The organism is Vagococcus xieshaowenii (genome assembly GCF_004792515.1).
Taxonomy (GTDB): domain Bacteria; phylum Bacillota; class Bacilli; order Lactobacillales; family Vagococcaceae; genus Vagococcus_A; species Vagococcus_A xieshaowenii.
This window is the reverse complement of record NZ_CP038865.1, coordinates 543,616-564,292: the sequence shown is the minus strand read 5'-3', so window position 1 is coordinate 564,292 and position 20,677 is coordinate 543,616. Positions and strand designations below refer to the sequence as shown.

The following is a 20,677-nucleotide window of genomic DNA, read 5'->3' as shown; positions in this document are numbered from 1 at the left end:
TCCTTAATGCCGAATAAACGGCGTTTCAATCTAACTATTCTTTTTCACTATCTAATTGGTTCATCACGTTTGATAATACACCATTAACGAATTTAGGTGATTTGTGATCACAATACATTTTAGCAAGTTCAATTGCTTCATTTAATGCTACACGACTTGGTGTTTCTTCGTTTAACATTTCATAAATAGCAATTCGCATAATAATTAAATCTGTTTTAGCTACACGAGCGATATTCCATCCCTTTAAATGTTCTTCAATTTTACGATCAATTTCCGCTTGATGCTCAATGACACCTGATACTAATTGATCTAGATATTCCGGAATAAACATACCTGTCTCTTCATCAAATAATGATTGATTCCCGATTTCTAAAGCATAACTAATAGCATCTTCTTTGGTAATTTCTTGTTGAAAATCAAATGGATATAGCGCTTGAAGAGCTTTCTCTCTGATTTGACGACGAGTTAACTCCACACTATTCCTCCTCTTCTTCTTCCATACTTAGTAATTCTTCTAATGATGGTGTCGCTAATTTTTCAGTGACTAATCCCACAACGTGAACATTGACTTCTAACAATTCAATATCCGTCATATTTAACACTTGTTGTTTCACAATTTCTTGTAGCTGTAGGGCTACTTTAGGAACTGAAACACCATAGGCTAAATAGCAATATAAGTCTACTGAGATTCCTTCATCTAAAACATTTAACGTTACACCTTTACGATGTGATTCTTTTCCTAAAAGTGAGGTAACATTTGCTGCTAAATTGCCACGCATTCCTTGAACGCCTTCAACTTTAGCTGCGGCAATACCGATAATCACTTCTAAAACTTCAGGTGCAATAACAATATCCCCACCTGTATTTTCATTTAGGTTTTCTAAAATTAAATCCGTATTTTGTCCCATGTTACTGATCCCCTTTCAGTTGATACGTATTAAGCACGTGAAGTATATGAACCATCGACAGTGTTAACCACTAATTTATCACCAGCGTTAACAAAGAATGGCACGTTTACAACTAAGCCAGTTTCCATCACAGCAGGTTTTGAACCACCTGAAGCAGTATCTCCTTTGATACCTGGTTCAGTTTCTTTTACTTCTAAAACAACTGTATTTGGTAAGTCAACACCGATTGTTTCATTACCATACATGATAATGTTACACATGCTGTTTTCTAATAAATAGTTCAATTCATCTTTGATGACTTCTGTTGGTAATTCGATTTGTTCATAGTTTTCAGTATCCATGAAGACATGGCTATCACCTGACTCATATAGATATTGCATTTTACGATTGTCGATTTGCGCTTTAGCAATTTTTTCTCCACCACGGAAAGTTTTTTCTTGAACACTACCGGTACGTAGATTTTTTAATTTGGTACGAACAAAGGCTGCTCCTTTACCAGGTTTCACGTGTTGGAAATCCATTACACGCCAAATGCCTCCATCTACTTCTACAGTTAAACCTGTTTTTAAATCGTTTACTGAAATCATTGTTTTCCTCCTAAATTATACTAAAGCATCTTATAAAATAATTAACTCTCTTGGTGAATGGGTTAATATTTCAACGCCTGTTTCTGTTACTAAAAGATCATCTTCGATACGTACGCCACCAATACCTGGGAAGTACAATCCTGGTTCATTCGAAATAATGTTGCCTGGAACAAAAGCTTTTTCAGCCAAACGAGAAACGTTTGGACCTTCATGAATTTCTAGACCAATACCATGACCTGTTGAGTGACCGAATGCTTCTGCGACTCCTTTAGTAGCGAAGTAATCACGTGCCACTGCATCTAATTGAACGCCTGTCATACCTGGTTTGGCTGCTGCTGTAACCATTAATTGAGCGTCTAGAACCATTTGATGAATATCTTTTAATTGTTGACCTGGGTCACCAATGGCAAACGTACGGGTCATATCTGAAACGTACCCTTCATAATAACATCCAAAATCTAAAGTAATCAAGTCACCTTGCTCAATTATTTTATTACTTGCCACACCGTGAGGCATTGCTGAACGAACTCCGCTAGCTACAATCGTTTCAAATGACACACTTGTAGCGCCTAATGAACGCATAAAGAAATCCACTTCATTGGCTACTTGAATTTCACTCATACCAGGTTTGATATAATCAAGAATATGCGCATAGGCTTTATCTGCAATACCACAGGCAGCCTTCACAATTTCGATTTCTGAACTTTCTTTAACTTCACGTAGCTCTTCTATCATCCCTTGAACAGGCACCATATCACATGATAAAAGTTCTGAAACAACGTCATGTGTAAAGTAAGACATATGAACTTCTTCAAATGCCATGTTTGATAGGTTTTCTTTTTTGACAATATTTTCTACTTCATCATAAATAGGACCGCTATGTTGAACAATCGTGTAACCTTCGCATTGCGTGCTTGCTTGTTCAGTATAACGGAAGTCCGTTACAAAGTAGGCATTATCTAACGTGATAACCGCTAAACCAGAAGTGCCAGTAAATCCTGAAACATATCTTAAATTATACGAACTTGTGACAAGAAAAGCGTCTAAGTTTGCTTCTTTCATTTTGTTTCTAAGCTTATTTATACGATGAATCATATTATGACCTTCTTTCTAGAAACTATATCAATGCTATTATATCAAAAAAAAGCCCATAATAAAACCATTCTTGTCTAGCTTTTTGATAAAAATAAAACACTCCAACTCTTTTAGCTGAAGTGTATTCTCTATTTTTTCTTTTTAAAGGTATTCTTTAGTCCACGCTTTAGAACATCCATAAAACTTAATGAATGAACCATGCGATCCGCTGGAATATAAACATTCATCGCACGTAATGCTTTTTTAGGATGTTTAGATGAGAAGGTATACATCCCATTCTTTTTCGTTTGGATGGCATAACGCGGAATCCACTTACCTTTAAACATGACAGAAGCCGCGACATAGTCCACTTCTTCCCAAGGGATTTGGATAAATTTACTCACATCTCGGTCATGATAAAATTCAAATCCTTTATCCCCAATCATAATTTTGCCATAATCGGTTAACCCGGTATAAGCCGTTGCGTCTGTGACTAAGTCAACTTTTGTATTAAGTGATTGTACCATGATCTTGCCTCGATTCTATTTGTTCATTTTCATCATTGTAGCATAGTCTATTTATTAAAAAAAGCTCGAGAAACTCTCGAGCTTTTTACTAATTATTATAGTAATCCTACTACGTGTCCTAAAATACCTACTACGAACAATCCTAAGATAATTACGATTGGAGATACTTTTTTCTTCAATAACCACATACAGAATAATGTTAATAATAATGGTGCTAAACCTGGAATTAATTGATCCAAGTTTTGTTGTAATGTTGTAACTTTTTCAGCTGATAATGATAAACCACTGTTTACTTGTTCAAACGCAGCTTTCATACCTTCTGCTCCAGAAGGTAATTTATCCCACTCGATATAAGCACCTTGGTCTAATTTAACTTTAGAAACAACTGGTTGGAATTGAATAGAAACCCAACGTTGTACTAACGCTGCCAGTACGAACATCCCTAAGATTGACGCACCTTTTGTTACATCTTGTAATAAACCACCTGATAAATCTTCAGTGATTTTGCTACCTGCTTTGTAACCAAATTCTTGTGTATACCACATGAATGCCCAACGAATTAAGTTCCATAAGACGAAGAAAAGAATAGGTCCTAAGATGTTACCACCCATTGCAAGTGACGCTCCTAAAGCACCTAACATAGGACGTACTGTAAACCAGAAGACTGGATCACCAATACCAGCTAAAGGTCCCATCATACCAACCTTAACCCCTTGGATAGCTACGTCATCAACGTCAGCTCCGTTTGCACGTTCTTCTTCTAAGGCTAATGTTACACCTAAGATTGGAGATGCGATATATGGATGTGTATTAAAGAATTCTAAGTGACGTTTTAATGCCGCTTTTTGATCTTCTTTGTTTGTGTATAATTTTTTGATTGCTGGGATCATTGAGTAAACCCAACCACCATTTTGCATACGTTCATAGTTCCAAGAACCTTGAATGAATGTAGAACGCCATGCAACAGCTAATCGATCTTTTTTACTTAATTGAATTTTTTCTGCCATTTGTTTTGTCCTCCTTCAAGGTTTAATAGTCGTTTAAGATATCGCCTAGTGGATCACCAGTGTTGCTGCCACCGTTGTTGTTTGAAGAACCACCTGTTTTAGATAAGTGTAAGTAGATTAATGCTAATGCAACACCTAATACACCTAAACCGATTAAAGTGATTTCTGATAAAGCTGCTACCACAAATCCGATAGCAAAGAATGGCCATGTTTCTTTAGTTGCCATCATGTTGATTACTAATGCGTAACCTACTGCTACTACCATACCACCACCGATAGCCATACCATCTGTTAACCAAGCTGGCATTGACTCTAAGAAACCTTGAACAGTTGTTGCTGGGATGAATAATAACGCTGCCGCTGGAATAGCAATACGAACACCTTGCATTGCTACAGCAACCATGTGCCATAATTCAATTTTTCTCATGTTTCCTTCTTCAGCTGCTTTATCCATCATATGAACGATAGGAACAGCTAATGTACGAACGATCATTGTTAAGAATAAACCTGCAACAGCTAAAGGAATCGCAACAGCAATCGCTGCAGGAACACCTTTAACGCCTTGTCCACCTAATACTAAAATAATTGCTGACGCTACAGATGCTAACGCTGCATCGGGTGCTACTGCTGCCCCAATGTTAGCCCAACCTAACGCGATCATTTGTAATGTTCCACCTAGAACAATACCTGCTTCTAAATTGCCTGTTACTAAACCGATTAACGTACATGCTACTAACGGTTGATGGAATTGGAACTCATCTAAAATTCCTTCCATACCAGCTAGAAAGGCAACTAATACAACTAAAATCATTGATAATACACTCATGATAAGCCTCCTATTGTGTTAAATATTTTTATGCGTTTGCTAATTCATTTTTAGCTTTTTTAATTAAATCATCCATGCTTGCACGTGAGTCATTTGGTACTTTACGTACATCAAATTTAACGCCTTTAGCCGCTAATTTTTCAAATGATTCAACGTCTTCGTTGTTCATAGATAATACTTTGTTTACTACTACTTTACCAACTGAATGAGCCATTGAACCAACGTTAACTTCTTTAATGTCTACGCCGCCTTCAACTGCTTTTAATACGTCTTCAGGGTTTTCGAATAATAGTAATGCTTTTGTAGCACCAAAACGAGGATCTTTAGCAACTTCAATCATTTTATTGATTGGAATAACGTTTGCTTTTACACCTGGAGGTGCTGCTTGTTCAATTAATTTTTTACGTAAATCGTCTTTAGATACTGAATCTGAAACAACGATAATACGATTTGGGCCAGTTGCTTTTGTCCATGCCGTTGCAACTTGTCCATGTAATAAACGAGAATCGATACGTGCTAATACGTAATCAATTTCACCATTTCCTAAAACTGTTCCTTCTGGAATAGCCCCTTGAGGAGCAGCTTCTACAGCTGTTGCAGTTTCAGATACTGGTTCTAATTCTTCAGGTTTAGCTTTCACACCATCTTTAGCAACGCCAACAATTTGTGTTGCGATTTCGTGAGCTGATTCCATTGAGAAACGTGATGCATAAGCTTCAATCACCATTGGTAAGTTTAACCCACTAACGATTGCCCATTTATCCTCTTTACCAGCTAATAAATGGTTTGCTTGGTTAAATGGAGTGCCTCCCCATAAGTCAACTAAAAATAGAATGCTCTCGCTATCATCAAAAGATGCAATCGCTTCTTCCATTTTAGCTCTAACGTCATCAGGACCTTCACTTGGCATTAACGTCACAGCTGCAACGTTTTGTTGTTCACCAAAAATCATTGAACCTGATTGTAAAATACCTTGTGCAAATTCACCATGACTTGCCAAAATAATTCCTACCATCTGTTTTCTCCCTCCTAATCATTTGTCTACAAATGTATAAATATTTCTTGTGGCGTTTGAACTAATTTGAAAAAAATTAAAATAATTTCTTTTTACTAATTAAATCCATTAATTGTAACTTAGAATCAGAAAAAACTTTACGAACTTCAAGTTCAATTCCTTTGGTCGTAAGATATTCAAAGGAACGAATATCTTCTTCATTAACAGCAACCGCATTGGTTAACATTTTTTTCCCTTGAGAAAAACTCATCCCACCTATATTAACAGATGGAAACACCACGCCTTTCTTTACTGCGCACACAACTTCTTGTGGATTGGTAAAGAGTAACATGACTTTAGAAGAAAAAAACAACGGATCAAAATAAATATCTATCAATTTAGCAGGCGTAATAACGTTCACATAAACCCCTGGAGGTGCTGCTTGTTCAAGCATCACTTTTCTAACAGGATTTTTGGTCACTTCTTCAGCCACAACTAAAATGCGTTCAATATTAAATTTTTTCACCCAAACCGTCGCTACTTGACCATGAATCAATCGATCATCGATTCTTACAAATTGAATATCCATTTTTCTCGTCCTTTGCTGACAAAAATAAAATCAAATTAATTCATACACTCTTATAGTAAAGCAATTTACGTGCCAACTTTTCTGTGTTATCTACAAAACCTATAGATAAAGTATTCTCTACTCAGCAATAAAAAAAACGACACACTTAAAAAAGTGTGTCGTTTTTGTGTGTTGGTGATTAAAGTGTTTCAAGCTCAATACTTAGTGTGTTTTTAATGTTTTCAAATATATAAAACACTTCTTCTTCACTAATTACTACATTAAAGGTCTGTTCGATTTCTTTCACTTCAAATTCTATGATTTGAAATAATTTTGTTTCTTTCGCTTCGCTTAATAGTGTGTCATCAACACTAAGGAACTCATTTCTTATGCCTCTTTCTAAAGTTCCAGCTAAATGAGAAATCACATTGATAAACGATAAATACTCAGTTACAGGTTGTCTAAGGATTTTTTCGCATACTTTTTCTGTAAAGTCCCAAAAAATAGGCAACACTTTATGAGGATTAATAAACGTATAATAGTCAGATAAATAATCCAAACACAGTTGTTGGGTTTGTTCTTTGGTTAATGGCTGATTTTCATTCGTTAGTGTGTCATTTACAAGCAATTCACGAATGGAATGAATTGCTTTTCCTGTTAGTAAAGCATCCAGTGAATAAAATGGAACGTTTATTTTAGGATCAACAATTCCTGTAATCGCCAATAATTGGTATTCTTTTTGTATTTCTTTAATTCGTTCTTTCATGTTTAACACAGAAATAGGAATAACTGATAAATTTTGCGTCTCAACATCTTCAAGATTTTCCAAAATTAAAGCTTTCATTCGCTCGGCTGCACCTTTTCCTGAGGCACATATCGCTATTATGGCCTTTGATGTTGGCCCTAACTTATCCGAAGTTCTTTGAATATTATTTACACGTTGTTCTGCTGGTTTTTGACCATATCCATTAAAACGTAACAAGGCTTGATACAATGATTCTAAATCAGTATCTAATAAATCAGTTTTTCTAGCAGTCTCTAATACTAGTGATGTGGTCACCATATCAAGGGTTTTAACTTGGACATTTAACTCTTCAGAAAGTTCTTCTCCAAATGTTAATAATGACCCCATATCTACTAACAAAATTAAGCCACTACTATATTGAATTGTTGAAGCAACCTCGATAATTTTTTGATAGGCTTTTTTAGGCGCCATATCTAGTGGCATATCGACTGCAGCAATATTATGGTTTCCAAATAATTGTTTGGCTACTTGTACCATACTAGAAGCCGTTGAATCCCCGTGCGCTGCCACAATAATACCAATTTTACCGCCATGATAATTTTCTTTTAAGGAGACAATCAATAGCGTCAAGTAATCAATTTCATCTGAAGGTAAGGTCATCTGGTACTTGTTAGCTATTAGCTCTCTAATAGTTAGCGCAACTTGGTATTCTTTTGGATGTTTAGTCACTAACTCACGAATGCCATCATTACTTTCTAGCGTTTCGCCTTCTTGTCCTTCACTTGCTCTTCTTAAGTAAGCACTAATATGCAAACTTAACGCGTAGATAAAATTAATTTGAAAAGGATATTCTAACTCGGTAGAAGCAATCTGATGAATTTCCTTAGTTAACTCGACCAATTCTGGATCGACTAGTTCAACTAAATGGTCACTCGATTCAGGTATCAACCCATGATTTTGATAAAAAGAAGATAAATGCATATTAATTTCTGACATAATCGTTTCTTTAATTTTCTCATGAGAAACCCCTACACCTTGAAGCATTTTAGTTTTCTCACCAATTACTTCATACAAATCGTAAGGAAGATCATAGGTATCTACCAACGGACTATTAATCACTTCGCTATTAGGAGAAATAATCATATTAGCAGATAGTAATTGTGTTAACTCAGCTGATAATTGACGATTATTGGCAATTTCTGATAAGCCTCTTTTTACTTCTAAAGGCAACTGTTCTAAATCAATCGATAATTCATTATTTTCAACATTATTAAGGAATGATCGTGCACAAATTAATTGGACATTAGATTTTAATTGTCCCACATTACCAAATGTCACACTCCCAATCAATGATTTCATCACATCCGATGTTAAAGAAATATTTTTACCAATACGCTGTGCTTCTATTCCAAACATTTGCACCGCTAAATCAACTTTTTCACGTGGTGTACGTTCTTCAAAACTCGGTAGTTTAATATTAATTGGAATTCTACGGACAAATGTATTTAATAAAGCAGATGACGGATCCTCCGTTGTTGCACAAATAATACGGACATTTGCCTTTTGATTTTTTAATGTCTCACCTAAGCGATTATATAAGCCATGATCCATGAAATAAAAAATCATTTCTTGACCTTCTGGTGGCAATCGATGAATTTCATCTAAGAAGAGCATACTTTCATTAGCCTCTTGAATTAAACCATCTTTATTCTTATTAGCTCCAGTAAACGCTCCTTCAACATACCCAAACAAATGACTCATCAATAACTCTGAATTATGGGCATAATCTGCACAATTAAAGACGACTAATTTTTTTTCATCATCAATCACTTGATTTTCTTTTGCATATTCAAACATAGCTTTAGCAAAAAATGATTTACCCGACCCAGTTGCTCCAGTGATTAGACAATTCAAACCATTTGGTGGATATAAAATAGCTGCCTTTGCTTGTTCAATAGGTAACTTTAAACTTTGATTACCACCAATTAACGTATCAAATACATCTAATTTCTTATTTATTTTTGAAACCTCTTCCAATTCATTAGATGAAGATAGTTCCGCTAAATCAGTCGTTAAATTAGCAATATAGCATACCGGACGGCCTCTACCTTTTATTACCAATCCCTCCCTCACCAACTGATTTAAATCTCTACTCGCATTAGCACGTTGAATATTTAATGCCTGTTCAACATCAGATGCTGTTATTCCACGATTCTCTTCCAAATCTTGACGCGTAAAATGGGAGGTCTTTTCAAGAACATACTTATATATTTTATCTGATCTCTTCATTATTATATCCCTCTTTCCATTGTCACAAATCCAACACACTATAACACACTGCTTTATTAGAAGTCAATTTTTTACATATGTGTTCCAATTACAAAAAAAGACTAATTCTATAAAGAATTAGTCTTTAAACTTGCACGGCTATGTCCTACTCTCACAGGGGGAAACCCCCAACTACCATCGGCGCTAAGAAACTTAACTTCTGTGTTCGACATGGGAACAGGTGTATCCTTCTTGCCATCATTACCGCACATATGCTTATGACCCGTACGGGACTCGAACCCGTGTTACCGCCGTGAAAGGGCGGTGTCTTAACCGCTTGACCAACGGGCCAATAAAAAAAAGCGTGGCAACGTCCTACTCTCACAGGGGGAAACCCCCAACTACCATCGGCGCTAAGAAGCTTAACTTCTGTGTTCGACATGGGAACAGGTGTATCCTTCTCGCTATCGCCACCACACTTTTTATATTCGAATGAATTCCTTCACTCAAAACTGGATTGAAACAAAACTTGACGCTCCGAAATACAATTTTTTGGTTAAGTCCTCGACCGATTAGTATTGGTCCGCTGAATGCATCGCTGCACTTACACTTCCAACCTATCTACCTGATCGTCTCTCAGGGGTCTTACTTTCTTAAAGAAATGGGAAATCTCATCTTGAGGGGGGCTTCACGCTTAGATGCTTTCAGCGTTTATCCCTTCCACACGTAGCTACCCAGCTATGCCCTTGGCAGAACAACTGGTACACCAGCGGTGTGTCCATCCCGGTCCTCTCGTACTAAGGACAGCTCCTCTCAAATTTCCAACGCCCGCGACGGATAGGGACCGAACTGTCTCACGACGTTCTGAACCCAGCTCGCGTGCCGCTTTAATGGGCGAACAGCCCAACCCTTGGGACCGACTACAGCCCCAGGATGCGACGAGCCGACATCGAGGTGCCAAACCTCCCCGTCGATGTGGACTCTTGGGGGAGATAAGCCTGTTATCCCCAGGGTAGCTTTTATCCGTTGAGCGATGGCCCTTCCATGCGGAACCACCGGATCACTAAGCCCGACTTTCGTCCCTGCTCGACTTGTAGGTCTCGCAGTCAAGCTCCCTTCTGCCTTTGCACTCTTCGAATGATTTCCAACCATTCTGAGGGAACCTTTGGGCGCCTCCGTTACCTTTTAGGAGGCGACCGCCCCAGTCAAACTGCCCATCTGACTCTGTCTCCCGCCACGATTAGTGGCGCGGGTTAGAATGGTCATAACACAAGGGTAGTATCCCACCATTGCCTCCTTCGATACTGGCGTACCGAGCTCTACGGCTCCTACCTATCCTGTACATGTGGTACAAACATTCAAAATCAAACTACAGTAAAGCTCCATGGGGTCTTTCCGTCCTGTCGCGGGTAACCTGCATCTTCACAGGTACTAAAATTTCACCGAGTCTCTCGTTGAGACAGTGCCCAAATCGTTACGCCTTTCGTGCGGGTCGGAACTTACCCGACAAGGAATTTCGCTACCTTAGGACCGTTATAGTTACGGCCGCCGTTTACTGGGGCTTCAATTCTGAGCTTCGCTATTGCTAACCCATCCTCTTAACCTTCCAGCACCGGGCAGGCGTCAGCCCCTATACGTCATCTTTCGATTTTGCAGAGACCTGTGTTTTTGATAAACAGTCGCTTGGGCCTATTCACTGCGGCTGAACTTGCGTTCAGCACCCCTTCTCCCGAAGTTACGGGGTCATTTTGCCGAGTTCCTTAACGAGAGTTCACTCGCTCACCTTAGGATACTCTCCTCGACTACCTGTGTCGGTTTGCGGTACGGGCAGTTAGTCTCTCACTAGAAGTTTTTCTTGGCAGTGTGATATCAGTGACTTCGGTACTATTACTTCCCTCCCCATCACAGCTTGTCCTTATAGTGATAAGCATTTAACTCATCTCAAGACTCACTGCTTGGCCAGACTCTTCCAATCGTCTGGTTCACCTAACCTCCTGCGTCACTCCCTTGCTCAAACAATTCTAACTGGTACAGGAATATCAACCTGTTGTCCATCGCCTACGCCTGTCGGCCTCGGCTTAGGTCCCGACTAACCCTGGGAGGACGAGCCTTCCCCAGGAAACCTTAGTCATACGGTGGACGGGATTCTCACCCGTCTTTCGCTACTCATACCGGCATTCTCACTTCTAAGCGCTCCAGTAGTCCTCACGATCTACCTTCAACGCCCTTAGAACGCTCTCCTACCACTACACCCTAAGGTGTAATCCACAGCTTCGGTAGTATGTTTAGCCCCGGTAAATTTTCGGCGCAGGGTCACTCGACTAGTGAGCTATTACGCACTCTTTAAATGGTGGCTGCTTCTAAGCCAACATCCTAGTTGTTTATGCAACCCCACATCCTTTTCCACTTAACATACATTTTGGGACCTTAGCTGGTGGTCTGGGCTGTTTCCCTTTCGACTACGGATCTTATCACTCGCAGTCTGACTCCCGGATATGAATGAATGGCATTCGGAGTTTATCTGAATTCGGTAACCCGGGATGGGCCCCTAGTCCAAACAGTGCTCTACCTCCATCATTCTTAAGTCCGAGGCTAGCCCTAAAGCTATTTCGGAGAGAACCAGCTATCTCCAAGTTCGATTGGAATTTCTCCGCTACCCACACCTCATCCCCGCACTTTTCAACGTGCGTGGGTTCGGTCCTCCAGTGCGTTTTACCGCACCTTCAACCTGGACATGGGTAGATCACATGGTTTCGGGTCTACGACTACATACTATGACGCCCTATTCAGACTCGCTTTCGCTACGGCTCCGACTCTTCATCTTAACCTCGCATGCAATCGTAACTCGCCGGTTCATTCTACAAAAGGCACGCTATCACCCATTAACGGGCTCTAACTTGTTGTAGGCACACGGTTTCAGGTTCTATTTCACTCCCCTCCCGGGGTGCTTTTCACCTTTCCCTCACGGTACTGGTTCACTATCGGTCACTAGAGAGTATTTAGCCTTGGGAGATGGTCCTCCCGGATTCCGACGGAATTTCACGTGTTCCGCCGTACTCAGGATACTCATAGGTGTGTGACTAGTTTCGTTTACGGGGCTTTCACCCTCTTTGGCTGACCTTTCCAAGTCAATTCAACTACTACTCACAGCTACCACAGCTGAGTCCTACAACCCCAACAAGCAAGCTTGTTGGTTTGGGCTGTTTCCGTTTCGCTCGCCGCTACTAAGGAAATCGATTTTTCTTTCTCTTCCTGCAGGTACTTAGATGTTTCAGTTCTCTGCGTCTCACCCTCGCTAACCTATGTATTCAGTTAGGAGTAACAGCCTATTAAAGCTGCTGGGTTGCCCCATTCGGAAATCTCTGGATCATAGCTTACGTACAGCTCCCCAAAGCTTATCGGAGTTAGTCCCGTCCTTCATCGTCTTCTAGTGCCAAGGCATCCACCGTGCGCCCTTATTCACTTAACCTTATTTGCTACCACTTATGTGCTAGACTCTTGATTTCTACCAACTAGCGATAGTCAGCTCCATCAATCCTATGTTTTAGCTATTGAACTTTGTTTATTAACTCGTTTCAACGCGGTGTTTTCGGTTTGTTTACATTTTGTTTCAATATCCAGTTTTCAATGAACGAATGTTTGAGAGTAAACCTCTCAAAACTGAGCAATGAATAAGTCAACCTGTGTATTCCGTAATATTCCTTAGAAAGGAGGTGATCCAGCCGCACCTTCCGATACGGCTACCTTGTTACGACTTCACCCCAGTTATCTATCCCACCTTAGGCGGCTGGCTCCCGAAGGTTACCTCACCGACTTTGGGTGTTACAAACTCCCGTGGTGTGACGGGCGGTGTGTACAAGGCCCGGGAACGTATTCACCGCGGCGTTCTGATCCGCGATTACTAGCGATTCCGGCTTCATGTAGGCGAGTTGCAGCCTACAATCCGAACTGAGAACAGCTTTAAGAGATTAGCTTGACCTCGCGGTCTCGCGACTCGTTGTACTGTCCATTGTAGCACGTGTGTAGCCCAGGTCATAAGGGGCATGATGATTTGACGTCATCCCCACCTTCCTCCGGTTTGTCACCGGCAGTCTTGCTAGAGTGCCCAACTTAATGATGGCAACTAACAATAAGGGTTGCGCTCGTTGCGGGACTTAACCCAACATCTCACGACACGAGCTGACGACAACCATGCACCACCTGTCACTTTGTCCCCGAAGGGAAAGTTCTATCTCTAGAATGGTCAAAGGATGTCAAGACCTGGTAAGGTTCTTCGCGTTGCTTCGAATTAAACCACATGCTCCACCGCTTGTGCGGGCCCCCGTCAATTCCTTTGAGTTTCAGTCTTGCGACCGTACTCCCCAGGCGGAGTGCTTAATGCGTTAGCTGCAGCACTGAAGGGCGGAAACCCTCCAACACTTAGCACTCATCGTTTACGGCGTGGACTACCAGGGTATCTAATCCTGTTTGCTCCCCACGCTTTCGAGCCTCAGCGTCAGTTACAGACCAGAGAGTCGCCTTCGCCACTGGTGTTCCTCCATATATCTACGCATTTCACCGCTACACATGGAATTCCACTCTCCTCTTCTGCACTCAAGTTCCCCAGTTTCCAATGACCTTCCTCGGTTGAGCCGAGGGCTTTCACATCAGACTTAAAGAACCGCCTGCGCTCGCTTTACGCCCAATAAATCCGGACAACGCTTGCCACCTACGTATTACCGCGGCTGCTGGCACGTAGTTAGCCGTGGCTTTCTGGTTAGATACCGTCAAGGCGTGAACAGTTACTCTCACGCTTGTTCTTCTCTAACAACAGAGTTTTACGATCCGAAAACCTTCTTCACTCACGCGGCGTTGCTCGGTCAGACTTTCGTCCATTGCCGAAGATTCCCTACTGCTGCCTCCCGTAGGAGTCTGGGCCGTGTCTCAGTCCCAGTGTGGCCGATCACCCTCTCAGGTCGGCTATGCATCACGGTCTTGGTGAGCCATTACCTCACCAACTAACTAATGCAGCGCGGGTCTATCCATCAGCGACACCCGAAAGCGTCTTTCATCATTCGATCATGCGATCAAAAGAGATATGCGGTATTAGCACCTGTTTCCAAGTGTTATCCCCCACTGATGGGCAAGTTACCCACGTGTTACTCACCCGTCCGCCACTCTTTTTCTTTCGGTGGAGCAAGCTCCGGTGAAAGAAAAAGCGTTCGACTTGCATGTATTAGGCACGCCGCCAGCGTTCGTCCTGAGCCAGGATCAAACTCTCAATAAAAGTTTTGATAACATCCGAAGATGTCGCTCATTTATGTTTGCTAGCGAATTACTTCACTAAAATTTAAAAATTGTTGGTTTTGTTTTACACTTTGTAAAACACCCTACACATTTGGTTTGTCTTATTCATTGTTCAGTTTTCAAAGGTCTACATAAAAGTTTTTTTAACTTGTCGTTGTCTTTTTGTGACAACTCCATAAGTTTATCATAGCTAGTTGACTTTGTCAACAACTTTTTTAAAACTTTTTATTTTGTTTGTTGTTTGAAGAACTTTCGTTCCTGACAACTTCTAAATCTTACCACGCATAGTTGACTTAGTCAACAGTTTTTTGAAATTTATTTAAAACTTCTTACTCGATAAGTTAAAGTGTGTTATCTGAGACAACTTTTATATAATACTTCTTATCTGTCGACTTTGCAAGTCTTTTTTAAAAAAAAAAAAGAAACACAACCTTATACTGGTTATGTTCCTTAATTTTTATTCTGTTTCTACTATTAACTCTTTAAATAAGCCATATACAAACTCCGAGGGTTCAAACGGCTGTAAATCATTGATACCTTCACCTAGACCAACTAATTTAACTGGTAATTTCAATTCATTTCGAATAGCTAATACCATTCCACCTTTTGCTGTTCCGTCCAGTTTTGTTAAAACTAAGCCCGTAACGTCTGTGGTTTCTTTAAATTGTTTTGCTTGTACCATCGCATTTTGTCCAGTTGTTGCATCTACCACTAAAAGAACCTCATGAGGCGCATCTGGAACTTCTCGTTGAATAATACGTTTGATTTTTTCTAATTCTTTCATTAAGTGATCTTTATTCTGTAAACGTCCAGCAGTATCTACTAATAACACATCTGCGTCTTCTTCTTTAGCGCGCTTTACAGCATCAAACACAACAGATGCAGGATCTCCTCCTGCTTGTCCATATACAACATCGACTTGAGCACGATCTCCCCAAACAATTAATTGATCAATTGCTCCTGCACGGAAAGTATCTGCTGCAGCTAACAACACTTTCTTGCCTTCTTCACGGTATTGATTGGCTAATTTACCAATTGAGGTTGTTTTACCAACGCCATTAACCCCAACAAATAAAATAATGCTCAAGCCTTCTGATTGCAAATTAATCTCGTTATGCTCCTCTAAGCCGTTTTCTTCATAAATACTCACCAGTTTTTCAACGATGACATTTTGAACTTCTTCAGATTTCTTTGCATTTTTTAATTTAACTTCTTGTCTTAATTCTTCTGTGATACGCATTGCTGTTTCAAAACCAACATCTGCTGTAATTAATGTTTCTTCTAAGTCTTCAAAAAAGTCTTCGTCAACTTTTCTGAAATTCGCCATCAATTCATTCATCATTTGGCCAAAGGTTTTTCTCGTTTTTTCTAACCCTTTGTCCATTTTTTCTTGCGTCTGTGTGACTGGTTCTGGCGTTTCATTTTTAAAGACGTTTTTTAACTTATCGAAAATACCCATTTATTCCTCCTACTTTTATGCCTCTAAAACAAATTTGTTAATAGCGTATGCCACTCCGTGTTCGTCATTTGTTTTTGTTTCAAATTGGGCAATTTGTTTAATTTGATCCGTAGCGTTCCCCATGGCAACACCTATTCCTGCGTAGTCAATCATTGAAAAATCATTTTCTTCATCACCTAAAGCCATCATCTCTGATGGAGAAATATTCAATATATCTCCTAATTGAGCCATGCCAGCAGCTTTAGAAACAGTTTTGTCAACGAATTCAAATAAATTTGCACCTGAACGTACGATGTTGTAGCGTTCAAAGTACTCTGAAGGAATAGTTTTCATTTGTTGTGTTAAATATTCAGGGTTCACGTCAGTACAAACCATTTTATTAACTTTATCAGATTCTGAAAATTCTTCAATTCTTTTTTCTTTAAAAGCTAAGACTTTATTAACTTGATGATAGATAGATGGATGATTATTTGATACAGGTGTTGCACGATATACCGTACCTCTTGACACAACATCTAGCGTTAAATCTAGTGATTGAGATAATTGATAAATATCTTTCACATGCGTACCGTTTAATAATGTTTCTGATAAAACTTCACCGTCATGATTGCTTTGAATCAAGCCACCATTTAATGTAATGGAATAATCTCCTTCATCCATTAAACCAAGTTCTTCTAATAAAGGTAAGACCGATTTTAATGGTCGACCTGTACACAACATTACTTTTACACCTTTTGCTTTTGCCGCTGTAATTGCTTGTTTGTTTTCTTCACTAACCTGTTTTTCTGAATTTAATAATGTGCCATCTAAATCAATTGCAATTAATTTAATCACGTTGTCTCTCCTTTGTCTTAAGCTTCTAGGGCCGTATCATTACTTAGTTCTTCTAATTTAACTGAAACAATACTTGAAACCCCTGATTCTTGCATGGTCACGCCATACAATACATCCGCTGATTCCATTGTACCTTTTCGATGAGTAATTACAATAAACTGTGTGTCTTTTTCAAATAAACTTAGATACTGACCAAATCGTGTAACATTTGCTTCATCTAGTGCTGCTTCTACTTCATCAAGGACACAGAATGGAACGGGTCTTACTTGAATAATTGAAAATAATAACGCGATAGCTGTTAATGCACGTTCACCACCAGATAACAAACTTAAATTTTGTAGTTTTTTGCCTGGAGGTTGTGCCACAATATCAATACCGGTTGTTAATAAATTATCAGGATCTGTCAAGACCAAGTCGGCATGACCGCCTCCAAACATTTTAGGAAACGTCTCTCTAAACTTCGCCTGAATACCGATAAATATTTCTTCAAATCTAACTTTTACCGTTTCATCCATTTCATTCATCGTTTGGAACAAGGAATCTTTGGCTGTTAATAGATCGTCACGTTGAACAGTTAAGAAATCAAAGCGTTCTTTTACTTGCTCATATTGCATGATGGCTTCCATATTAATTGGACCTAACGCTTCAATCTCAAGTTTTAGAGCTTTAACTTCTTCGCGAGCTTCTTGAGTCATCTCTTCTTCAAATAGATAATGCTCTTTCGCCCATTCATATGTCATCTGATAATCTTCTTGTAAATATTTCAGACTACGATCTAGGTAACTACCACTCATCGAAACAGTTACTTCTACTTCAGACTTTGTTTCATATAACTGACGTAAGGATTCATTAACTTGAACAGCCGCTTGTTCTTCTTCGTTTAATTGTTGCTGTGTTTCATCTCGGTTTACTTTCAAGCGCGACATTTCAGCTTGGATAGTCTCTTTTTCGTTAGCTAATTGAAGCATTTGTTGTTCTAATTGTTTAGGGTCTAGTTTATCCAATTGTTCACGATTCACTAATAGCGCTAAACGTTCTTCTATGCCTCTTAACTCACGACGCAAATCACCTAATGATTGTTGACGTTCAAGCATTGTTTCTTCTTGATGAGCTACTTTTTGTTTCAAAATGGCTAATTCACTCATTTGTTCATGGTACAGCACTTGATATTCATTTCGTTTTGCTTCAATTGACGTTGCTTCACTAGTAACTGACTTAAGTAATGTATCAAGTTCTGTCATTTTAGCTGTTAAATGTTCAAGTTCTTTGGTTAGATTCGCTTTGCTATCTTCATATTCTTCAAAAAATAAAGTAACATCTTTGGTTTCAAATTCAAATCCTTCTTTTTCACGTTGAAGGTTTTCCCATTCTTTTTCCACCATTAATACTTCATTGGCTAATGATTGCTCTTTAAAACGTGCTTCTTCACCATCTTGTCGTTTTACTGCTAATAATTCTTTTAATTCTGCGGTTTCTTCTAGCAAACGTTCAACACGGTGTTGATGTTTAGTCAACATGTTTTCCATATCTGCTATCTGGGTGGTTAAGGTTTCCAACTCGCCAGATACTGCTAGTAAACTACCTTTTTTACCACTTTGCACAGCACCACCGGTCATTGAACCTCCTGGATTCATCAAATCTCCTTCGAGTGACACAACACGGTATTGATAGTTTAATGCTTTAGCTAAGTTATTAGCACTTTCTAAACTTTCTGCAATTAATGTAGTCCCCAATAAGTTCTCGACTACTTGTCGAATTTTATCATCGCATTTTACTAATTGACTAGCAATCCCTACAAAACCTGGCTGTGAGACAATTCGATCATATTGCATTGCATTAATCGTACGAGGTTTAATCGTAGTTATCGGCAAGAATGTCGCACGACCTAAACGCCTTTGTTTCAGATAATTAATCGCTTGACGACCTGCTTTTTCATCCTCCACAATGACACTTTGGGCGTTCCCACCTAAAACTGTATCTATTGCTGTTACTAGTTCTGTTGGAACTTTCACTAATTCTGCAACCGCTCCTACAATACCTGGTAGCTGTTTCTTTTGTTTTAATATTGCTCGAACCCCTTGATAAAATCCGGAATAATTCTCTTGTAAATCTTTCAAGGTAGATTGACGAGAAATAGCTTGTTGCAATAAACTTTTACCGTTTTGCAAACTAACTTGTTGGGTCTGTAACTGCTCTTGAGAAAATTGATACTTACGTTCAACCAAAGCGTATTCTTCAAGTAATTCTTTTAGCATTGCTTGATGTTTCACCAACAGGTTATTTTGTGCTTCTTTACGTTCGGCAAGTTGTTGTTCATTAGACAACATACGTTCACGACGTCCTAAAACATTTTGATGGCGAGAAGATTCTAATTCATACTGACGCTCCAAATGTTTCAAATCATTTTTTACGTTTACTTGTTCTTGCATCACTTCAACATATTCATTACGAATATCTTCTACTTGTTCTTCACTTGTTTGGCTAAACCGTTCTAATAACCCCTTTGTTTCGGTCACTTTTTGATTTTGTAATTGTTTAGCTTTGATACTTTCTTCAATGTTATGTGAGATTTTTTCGATTTCTTTTAACAATAGCCTCTCACGTTCTTTTAGTCCTTCGATATTCATTTGATAATCAGTCGCTAATTTTTCTGTATTTTGCGAGCGCTCAAAAATCAAGTTTTTCTGACCTTCTGTTTTTTCAAACTGTTCCGTCACTTCCACTAATTTTTGTTGGGTCTGATCTAACAAAAAGGTGTAATTTTCACGTTCTTGTCGCAAACCTTGTACGGCTGCTTCGTGTTCTGTTTTTTGTTCAGATAATTGCTTAACTGATTGGTCAATATTTGCCATCTCAAGCTTAGCTTGTTCCCATTGCAATTTATAGGTCTCAATATCTTGAACCGTTATCGCCACATCCATTTGTGTCAAACGTTCTTTCAACACTTGATACGTTTGAGCTGTCTGACTTTGACGGAATAGCGGTTCGATCTGACTTTCTAATTCATAAATAATATCTTGTACACGATTTAGATTATCTTCTGTTTCAAATAATTTGTTTTCAGCTTGTGTTTTTCTTTGCTTATACTTCAATACACCGGCTGCTTCTTCAAATACTCCACGACGATCTTCTGGTTTACTATTAAAAATCGCTTCAACTTTCCCCTGTGAGATAATTGAAAAAGATTCTTTCCCCAGACCAGAATCCGTGAACAACTCTGTAATATCTTTCAAACGACAGCTTTGTTTGTTAATAAAAAAATCGCTATCTCCACTTCGATTCAAACGTCGTGTAACACTAACTTCACTAAAATCAATTGGTAATTCATGATGCTCATTATCTAGTACTAGTGTCACTTCTGCCATATTTAAGGCTTTTCTTTTGGAGGTACCTGAAAAAATAACATCAGGCATTTTTCCTCCACGTAGATTTTTAGCGGATTGTTCCCCTAATACCCAGCGAATCGCATCTGTAATATTACTTTTTCCACTTCCGTTTGGCCCAACAACTGCGGTTAGCCCTTGGTTAAATTCAATCGTCGTTCGTTCTGCAAACGACTTGAATCCTGAAATTTCTATTCTCTTTAAAAACACG

13 protein-coding genes, 1 tRNA gene and 4 rRNA genes are annotated in these 20,677 nt (G+C 39.1%); all 18 read right to left on the bottom strand.

The window, feature by feature from the left end; all coding sequences use genetic code 11:
* Positions 1 to 34: 34 nt before the first annotated feature.
* The 18 genes from nusB to smc all read right to left on the bottom strand — a co-directional run bounded on the left by nusB (position 35) and on the right by smc (position 20,676).
* On the bottom strand, positions 35 to 475 hold the full coding sequence (nusB, locus tag E4Z98_RS02765; protein ID WP_135254162.1) for a transcription antitermination factor NusB: 441 nt from the start codon (positions 473 to 475) through the stop codon (positions 35 to 37).
* Between the two features lies 1 nt (position 476).
* The gene (locus E4Z98_RS02760; protein ID WP_135254164.1) at positions 477 to 908 is read right to left on the bottom strand and encodes an Asp23/Gls24 family envelope stress response protein; all 432 of its coding nucleotides are present in this window, start codon (positions 906 to 908) and stop codon (positions 477 to 479) included.
* Positions 909 to 937: 29 nt separating this feature from the next.
* Positions 938 to 1,495, bottom strand: coding sequence for an elongation factor P (gene efp, locus E4Z98_RS02755; RefSeq protein WP_135254166.1), 558 nt, complete (start codon positions 1,493 to 1,495; stop codon positions 938 to 940).
* Positions 1,496 to 1,525: 30 nt separating this feature from the next.
* Positions 1,526 to 2,590, bottom strand: a complete 1,065-nt coding sequence (locus E4Z98_RS02750; protein WP_135254167.1) for a M24 family metallopeptidase — start codon at positions 2,588 to 2,590, stop codon at positions 1,526 to 1,528.
* A gap of 128 nt (positions 2,591 to 2,718) precedes the next feature.
* Positions 2,719 to 3,096 carry a DUF956 family protein gene (locus E4Z98_RS02745; protein WP_135254169.1) on the bottom strand — a complete coding sequence of 126 codons (378 nt, stop codon included), beginning with the start codon at positions 3,094 to 3,096 and terminating at the stop codon, positions 2,719 to 2,721.
* A 95-nt stretch (positions 3,097 to 3,191) separates the two neighbouring features.
* Entirely contained in the window at positions 3,192 to 4,103 is a 912-nt protein-coding gene (locus E4Z98_RS02740; RefSeq protein ID WP_135254171.1) for a PTS system mannose/fructose/sorbose family transporter subunit IID, read from the bottom strand.
* Positions 4,104 to 4,125: 22 nt separating this feature from the next.
* Positions 4,126 to 4,929 (bottom strand): PTS mannose/fructose/sorbose transporter subunit IIC, encoded by an 804-nt coding sequence (locus tag E4Z98_RS02735; protein ID WP_135254173.1) that lies wholly within the window; start codon positions 4,927 to 4,929, stop codon positions 4,126 to 4,128.
* 28 nt (positions 4,930 to 4,957) lie between these two features.
* Positions 4,958 to 5,944 (bottom strand): mannose/fructose/sorbose PTS transporter subunit IIB, encoded by a 987-nt coding sequence (locus E4Z98_RS02730; RefSeq protein ID WP_135254175.1) that lies wholly within the window; start codon positions 5,942 to 5,944, stop codon positions 4,958 to 4,960.
* Between the two features lie 76 nt (positions 5,945 to 6,020).
* A complete protein-coding gene (locus E4Z98_RS02725; protein WP_135254176.1) occupies positions 6,021 to 6,512 on the bottom strand; it encodes a PTS sugar transporter subunit IIB in 492 nt (163 codons plus the stop codon).
* A gap of 178 nt (positions 6,513 to 6,690) precedes the next feature.
* Entirely contained in the window at positions 6,691 to 9,525 is a 2,835-nt protein-coding gene (locus tag E4Z98_RS02720) for a sigma-54-dependent transcriptional regulator (protein WP_135961169.1), read from the bottom strand.
* A 132-nt stretch (positions 9,526 to 9,657) separates the two neighbouring features.
* Positions 9,658 to 9,773, bottom strand: a 5S ribosomal RNA gene (rrf, locus tag E4Z98_RS02715).
* A 10-nt stretch (positions 9,774 to 9,783) separates the two neighbouring features.
* Positions 9,784 to 9,855 (bottom strand) — tRNA-Glu (locus E4Z98_RS02710).
* Between the two features lie 11 nt (positions 9,856 to 9,866).
* Positions 9,867 to 9,982: ribosomal RNA gene (gene rrf / locus E4Z98_RS02705) — 5S ribosomal RNA — on the bottom strand.
* Positions 9,983 to 10,056: 74 nt separating this feature from the next.
* Positions 10,057 to 12,973, bottom strand: a 23S ribosomal RNA gene (locus tag E4Z98_RS02700).
* Positions 12,974 to 13,210: 237 nt separating this feature from the next.
* Positions 13,211 to 14,770, bottom strand: a 16S ribosomal RNA gene (locus E4Z98_RS02695).
* Together the 16S, 23S and 5S rRNA genes with 1 tRNA gene alongside form the textbook arrangement of a ribosomal RNA operon.
* A gap of 477 nt (positions 14,771 to 15,247) precedes the next feature.
* Positions 15,248 to 16,249 carry a signal recognition particle-docking protein FtsY gene (gene ftsY / locus E4Z98_RS02690; protein ID WP_135254317.1) on the bottom strand — a complete coding sequence of 334 codons (1,002 nt, stop codon included), beginning with the start codon at positions 16,247 to 16,249 and terminating at the stop codon, positions 15,248 to 15,250.
* A 15-nt stretch (positions 16,250 to 16,264) separates the two neighbouring features.
* Positions 16,265 to 17,083 carry a Cof-type HAD-IIB family hydrolase gene (locus tag E4Z98_RS02685; protein WP_135254316.1) on the bottom strand — a complete coding sequence of 273 codons (819 nt, stop codon included), beginning with the start codon at positions 17,081 to 17,083 and terminating at the stop codon, positions 16,265 to 16,267.
* 17 nt (positions 17,084 to 17,100) lie between these two features.
* Entirely contained in the window at positions 17,101 to 20,676 is a 3,576-nt protein-coding gene (gene smc, locus E4Z98_RS02680; RefSeq protein WP_135254315.1) for a chromosome segregation protein SMC, read from the bottom strand.
* Between the last annotated feature and the right edge of the window lies 1 nt (position 20,677).

Bases quoted from the DNA above. Each gene is read 5' to 3' on its own strand.
- efp (WP_135254166.1), bottom strand. From the start codon at position 1,495: ATGATTTCAGTAAACGATTTAAAAACAGGTTTAACTGTAGAAGTAGAT.
- ftsY (WP_135254317.1), bottom strand. From the start codon at position 16,249: ATGGGTATTTTCGATAAGTTAAAAAACGTCTTTAAAAATGAAACGCCA.
- E4Z98_RS02725 (WP_135254176.1), bottom strand. From the start codon at position 6,512: ATGGATATTCAATTTGTAAGAATCGATGATCGATTGATTCATGGTCAA.
- E4Z98_RS02750 (WP_135254167.1), bottom strand. From the start codon at position 2,590: ATGATTCATCGTATAAATAAGCTTAGAAACAAAATGAAAGAAGCAAAC.
- E4Z98_RS02740 (WP_135254171.1), bottom strand. From the start codon at position 4,103: ATGGCAGAAAAAATTCAATTAAGTAAAAAAGATCGATTAGCTGTTGCA.
- E4Z98_RS02735 (WP_135254173.1), bottom strand. From the start codon at position 4,929: ATGAGTGTATTATCAATGATTTTAGTTGTATTAGTTGCCTTTCTAGCT.
- E4Z98_RS02730 (WP_135254175.1), bottom strand. From the start codon at position 5,944: ATGGTAGGAATTATTTTGGCAAGTCATGGTGAATTTGCACAAGGTATT.
- E4Z98_RS02745 (WP_135254169.1), bottom strand. From the start codon at position 3,096: ATGGTACAATCACTTAATACAAAAGTTGACTTAGTCACAGACGCAACG.
- E4Z98_RS02720 (WP_135961169.1), bottom strand. From the start codon at position 9,525: ATGAAGAGATCAGATAAAATATATAAGTATGTTCTTGAAAAGACCTCC.
- E4Z98_RS02760 (WP_135254164.1), bottom strand. From the start codon at position 908: ATGGGACAAAATACGGATTTAATTTTAGAAAACCTAAATGAAAATACA.